A 5,548-nucleotide genomic window follows, 5' to 3' on the forward strand; every position below is an offset into this window, starting at 1 on the left:
AAAGGTCGAACTTCCGAGTTCTGAACACCAACGACCGAGCATAAAGGTCGAAGTTCCGAGTTAAATCTCCGGTTCCACTCCCAACGCTTTTAACTGAGCTGCTAATCTCTCTGCACGCTGACTTTCTTGTTCTGCACGCTGGCGTTCTTGTTCTACAAGCTGTTGAGCAGCGTTTTTCTCTTGTCGTTCCTTTGCTGCTAACTCCAAACCCCATAGTAATAGTTCGCCGTTATCATCCCACCAACGTAACCAATAACCTGTGCGGTTTTCTCGGCTTCCTTGCCATACGCCTAAAAACAAATTTATTTCGGCAATCCAGTGACGATTATTTGCATCTGGTGTTTGCAGTTGATAGTATCCTAAATCATCTCGCCGATAAACTTCCAACACTCCGCTATCTGGTTCAAAAATGGCATAGTTTGGCACTTGTAAAATCTGCTCATAATAAAACCATTTACCAGGAGGATAGGTCGGTTTACTCGAATACTCTCCACCTTCGGTATCTGAGAGAAATTCCATCACAATTACCGGAATATCACCTTGGAGTTGTGGCGTATAACTGCGCTTCACTTCTTCTAGTGAGACTCGAATAGATGATACATAACCCCAATCTGGCGCTTTGACCACAAATCGATTATTCAAGGTGGCACAAATACCGTAGTTAGTGATGGTTAAAGCATCGGTGGGTAGTCTGCTGGCAAGTTCCAAGCTTTCTGTTAAAGCAGCAGCCAATAGTGGCTGATTAATGTTATCCACTGGCTCGTTGTCTAAAACAAAATCATCAGGTAACTTTTCCCAGGTGACATCATGGATGGCTGCATTGGCTAGCATAATCAGAATATCTCAAGTACAAATTCAATTTCTAATCGCCCGATTAAAAAATTGCACATGGCGTTACTCCTGAGCAAGGGTTCGCACTTCTTCCACTGACAATCCCAAAGCTTGGGCAATCTGTTCGATGCTCAAATTCATTTGCAATAATCGAGGTATGGCATCTCTTCTGGCTTGTTCTGCAAGTTCCGCCCGTTGTCGTTCTTGCTCGGCGTTGCGAGAAATTTCTGTATAAGTTAAAAACCTTTCTCCATCAGGGCGATATAACTGCAAACCCTCTGGTGATAGAGCAAAGCGAATTTTTAATCGAGGACTTACCCAATCTTCCATTTGGGGGATGACATCTAACCCATCTTCACCACGCAACCAGCCATGCAAATTATTGCGATCGGGATCGTAAATGTAGTACTCTTCCACGCCATAGCGATCGTAGAAAAGTAATTTCTTGTCCATTTCAGTTTGGGTGTTGCTGGGAGAAAGAATTTCAAACACTACTTGTGGTGCAACTCCCTCCTCCTTCCATTGTTGGTAGCACAGGCGATGTCTACGACGGGCTACGCCTACGCCTTTTGGTCTACCCAATACCACCAGCACATCTGGGGCGTTAACAATTGTGTTATGTCCCTCTACCGGATACCAAAATAAATCCCCGGCGACAAAAACATTTGGATCGTCAGCAAATAGCCACTCTATATTCTGCTTAATTTCTACAATCCAGCCAAACTGTATGGTATTATTAGCTACTGGTTGTCCGTCACTATCTGGGTAGATGACCTCTGGCTGCGTCGGCGGTTGGATTTGCGATACCATAGCTTCGCCCTCAGAAGGATATTTAATCGGGATGCTTCCAAATTAGCAGACTCTTAATGATGTCTGCGGCATGAATTTAGAACGATAACTAACTAAAACAGTACGATTGTTCTACTATTAACAGATTAAAGATAGTATTATTAAGGACTGTTTCATCAGAAACTCCTTCTTCGCCGCCCAATATGTCAGACAAACAGCTAGCAGCATCCTTGAATGGACATCTTCCGTACCCCAGCCACAACAGCCAGAATACCATTCGGATTCGGGGTGCTAGGCAGCATAATCTGAAAAATATTGACTTGGAATTGCCACGCGATCGCCTAATCGTATTCACTGGCGTTTCTGGTTCTGGTAAGTCTTCCCTAGCATTTGATACCATTTTCGCTGAAGGGCAACGTCGCTATGTGGAATCCCTCAGCGCCTACGCAAGGCAATTTCTCGGACAACTGGATAAACCGGATGTGGAGGCGATTGAAGGCTTAAGTCCAGCAATTTCCATTGACCAAAAGTCAACCTCTCATAACCCCCGTTCCACTGTCGGGACGGTGACGGAGATTTACGACTATCTGCGGCTGTTATTTGGTCGAGCTGGCGAACCCCATTGTCCGATATGCGATCGCTGTATTGCACCCCAGACAATCGATGAGATGTGCGATCGCATCATGGAATTACCAGATCGCACCCGCTTCCAAATTCTTGCACCCGTTGTTAGGGGGAAAAAAGGCACACATCGTAAGCTTTTGTCAAGTCTGGCATCTCAAGGTTTTGTCCGCGTGCGGATCAATGGCGAGATCCGCGAACTGTCAGATTCCATTGAATTGGATAAAAATTTTACCCACACCATCGAAGTGGTAATTGACCGCTTGGTGAAAAAGCCTGATATTCAGGAGCGTTTAGTTGATTCTTTGTCTACGTGTCTGAAGCAATCGGGTGGGATTGCAGCTATTCTTGTGAGTCTGCTTGGTGACGACGGACAAGAAAAAGAAGAAGAATTAGTATTTTCGGAAAACTTTGCTTGTCCAGAACATGGGGCGGTAATGGAAGAACTATCACCGCGATTGTTTTCCTTTAACTCACCTTATGGTGCTTGTCCGCACTGTCATGGCATCGGAACTTTAAGAAGATTTGCACCAGACTTGATCGTACCTGACTGGGAAGCGCCAGTTTATGCTGCGATCGCGCCTTGGTCAGAAAAAGATAATTCTTATTACTTGGAATTACTCTATAGTGTGGGACAGATTTACGGGTTTGAGTTACAGACAAATTGGAGCAAGCTGACAGAAGAACAGCAACAAATTATTTTGTTTGGAGACAAAGATGAACGAGCCGCAGAGGCACAGAGAAAGCAGAGTTTTAAAGGTGCTATTCCGATTTTGCAACGACAATATGAGGGTGGTTCAGAATTAGTTAAACAAAAATTAGAGCAGTATTTAATCGATCAACCGTGTGAAGTTTGTAAAGGAAAACGGTTAAAACCAGAAGCCTTGGCGGTGAAGTTGGGACAATATGGAATTTTAGAATTGACTACCGTATCAATTCGGGATTGTCGAGAGAGAATTGAGCAATTTAAGTTGAGCGATCGCCAGTTGCAAATTGCTGATTTAGTCCTGAGAGAAATCAAAGCTAGATTGCAATTTTTGTTAGATGTAGGTTTAGATTACCTCACCCTTGATCGTCCCGCCATGACTCTTTCTGGTGGCGAAGCCCAACGAATTCGTCTAGCAACGCAAATTGGTTCTGGTTTAACAGGAGTTCTTTACGTTTTAGATGAACCGAGTATTGGTTTGCATCAACGAGATAATGGCAGGTTGCTTAAAACTTTAACGAAATTACGCGATTTGGGTAATACATTAATTGTCGTTGAACACGATGAAGAAACAATTCGTGCAGCTAACCATATAGTTGATATTGGCCCTGGTGCAGGAATTCACGGCGGAAATATTATCGCCCAAGGTGATTTTCAGGCGTTATTAGCAGCAGAAGATTCCTTGACGGGTGCATATTTATCAGGAAGACGGGTAATTACCACACCAGCAGAACGCCGAGAAGGAAATGGGCGCAGTTTGGGAATTAAAAATGCTCATCGCAACAATTTACAAAATATAGATGTAGATATTCCGCTAGGTAAACTCGTCTCCATCACTGGTGTGTCTGGTTCTGGCAAATCTACCCTGATTAACGAATTACTGTACCCATCTCTGCAACACCATTTAACTAAGAAAGTTCCCCTACCTAGACATTTAGATAAAATTCAGGGATTAAACGCGATTGATAAAGCGATCGTTATCGATCAATCTCCCATTGGACGCACACCACGTTCCAACCCTGCAACTTACACAGGGATTTTTGATGCGATTCGGGATGTATTTTCCCAAACAGTAGAAGCCAAAGCTAGGGGTTACAAACCCGGACAATTTTCCTTCAACGTTAAAGGTGGACGTTGCGAAGCTTGTAGCGGACAGGGTGTAAATGTTATTGAAATGAACTTTCTCCCGGATGTTTACGTGCAATGCGAAATTTGTAAAGGTGCGAGATACAACCGCGAGACTTTGCAGGTGAAGTACAAAGATAAGTCTATTTCTGATGTTCTGAGAATGACAGTTGAGGAAAGTTTAGACTTTTTCCAGAATATTCCCAAAGCGATCGCGCGTTTGCAAACTTTATTTGATGTTGGGTTGGGTTATGTCCAATTAGGACAACCTGCGACTACTTTATCTGGTGGTGAAGCGCAACGGGTGAAATTGGCAACAGAACTATCTCGACGCGCTACAGGTAAAACACTTTATTTAATCGATGAACCAACAACAGGGTTATCTTTTTATGATGTCCACAAATTGTTAGATGTGTTGCAACGATTGGTGGATAAAGGCAATTCCATTTTAGTAATTGAACACAACTTAGATGTAATTCGTTGTTCTGACTGGGTGATAGATTTGGGGCCAGAAGGTGGCGATAAAGGGGGAGAATTGATTGCTGTGGGTACACCGGAGGAAGTTGCAAAAAATCCCAGGTCTTATACTGGGCAATATTTGCAGCAGGTATTGCAACAGTATCCGGCGATGAAGAAGTAGAGTTTTTTGTCTCACGTCAAGGTGCAAAGACGCAAAGCAAAGAATGCGAAAACAAGGACTTTTATTAAGAACCCCTTTTTTATTGTTGCGTGTTATAATTGTATAAATACACACTATAATTTAAACATATATATTAGGGAATTATCAAAAAATGATTATGCGTGATTTATTTCCTGGCTATTACCAGCCTACAGAGGAAGAGTTTGCTGAACTATGGAAAGAATGTATGTTTTCATTCGATACAAGGCATTAAGAGCAATGCGACGTAGCAAAGCAAAATTCTGTGGACTGTGCAGAGAACGAATTCGACATTCATCTTCATTAAAAGTGACATCTAATGTCCAATGAACAGAATTTTCTATTTCCCAATGCTGTCGAATGGCGCTACCAATTTTATTAGCATCACTGGCGAGACTGGAAATATAAAATTGCACCTCATAGCTAGTTTGATTCCAATGCTGAATGGAACGTACTACCATAACTACTGTTGTCAGTCCTGCCCACAAATCTTGTTCATGAAGTATAGGAAGTTGTGACACTGATACGGTGTAAACCTGACGATTCTCGATGCGGTGATGTCCTTTTTCTATCCGTTGACTAATATTCACATCAACATCTTTAAATCTAAGAGATTGTGCTATTTCAAACCAATTTTTCACTTGTTGGTGCAGCTTAGGGTGATTATCTTTCAGGCTCAAAATATAATCAGCATTTGCGGCGATGATTTTTTGGGCAATGGATTTCTCAGTGCCCATTGCATCAATGGTGATGATGCAGCTAGATATAGCAACCGCCAAGGCGATTAAGACGTAGACTAAAGATATTATCGTAACCTG

Annotated in this window: 4 protein-coding genes; 1 reads left to right on the top strand and 3 read right to left on the bottom strand. The window is 42.7% G+C overall.

Annotated features, from left to right (window positions below):
• Positions 1–60: 60 nt before the first annotated feature.
• Positions 61–831 (bottom strand): Uma2 family endonuclease, encoded by a 771-nt coding sequence (locus tag ACFE93_RS33785; protein WP_375480361.1) that lies wholly within the window; start codon positions 829–831, stop codon positions 61–63.
• 63 nt (positions 832–894) lie between these two features.
• Positions 895–1,641 carry a Uma2 family endonuclease gene (locus ACFE93_RS33790; RefSeq protein ID WP_375480363.1) on the bottom strand — a complete coding sequence of 249 codons (747 nt, stop codon included), beginning with the start codon at positions 1,639–1,641 and terminating at the stop codon, positions 895–897.
• Positions 1,642–1,823: 182 nt separating this feature from the next.
• Here ACFE93_RS33790 and uvrA point away from each other — a divergent pair, with 182 nt between their 5' ends.
• Complete coding sequence (gene uvrA / locus ACFE93_RS33795) at positions 1,824–4,712, top strand: excinuclease ABC subunit UvrA (protein ID WP_375480365.1); 2,889 nt, start codon at positions 1,824–1,826, stop codon at positions 4,710–4,712.
• Between the two features lie 188 nt (positions 4,713–4,900).
• Here uvrA and ACFE93_RS33800 read toward each other — a convergent pair.
• A partial coding sequence (locus tag ACFE93_RS33800; RefSeq protein ID WP_375480367.1) for an ISAs1 family transposase occupies positions 4,901–5,548 on the bottom strand: 648 nt, incomplete at its 5' end.

Source organism: uncultured Nostoc sp., assembly GCF_964247315.1.
In the GTDB taxonomy this organism is placed as follows: domain Bacteria; phylum Cyanobacteriota; class Cyanobacteriia; order Cyanobacteriales; family Nostocaceae; genus Nostoc.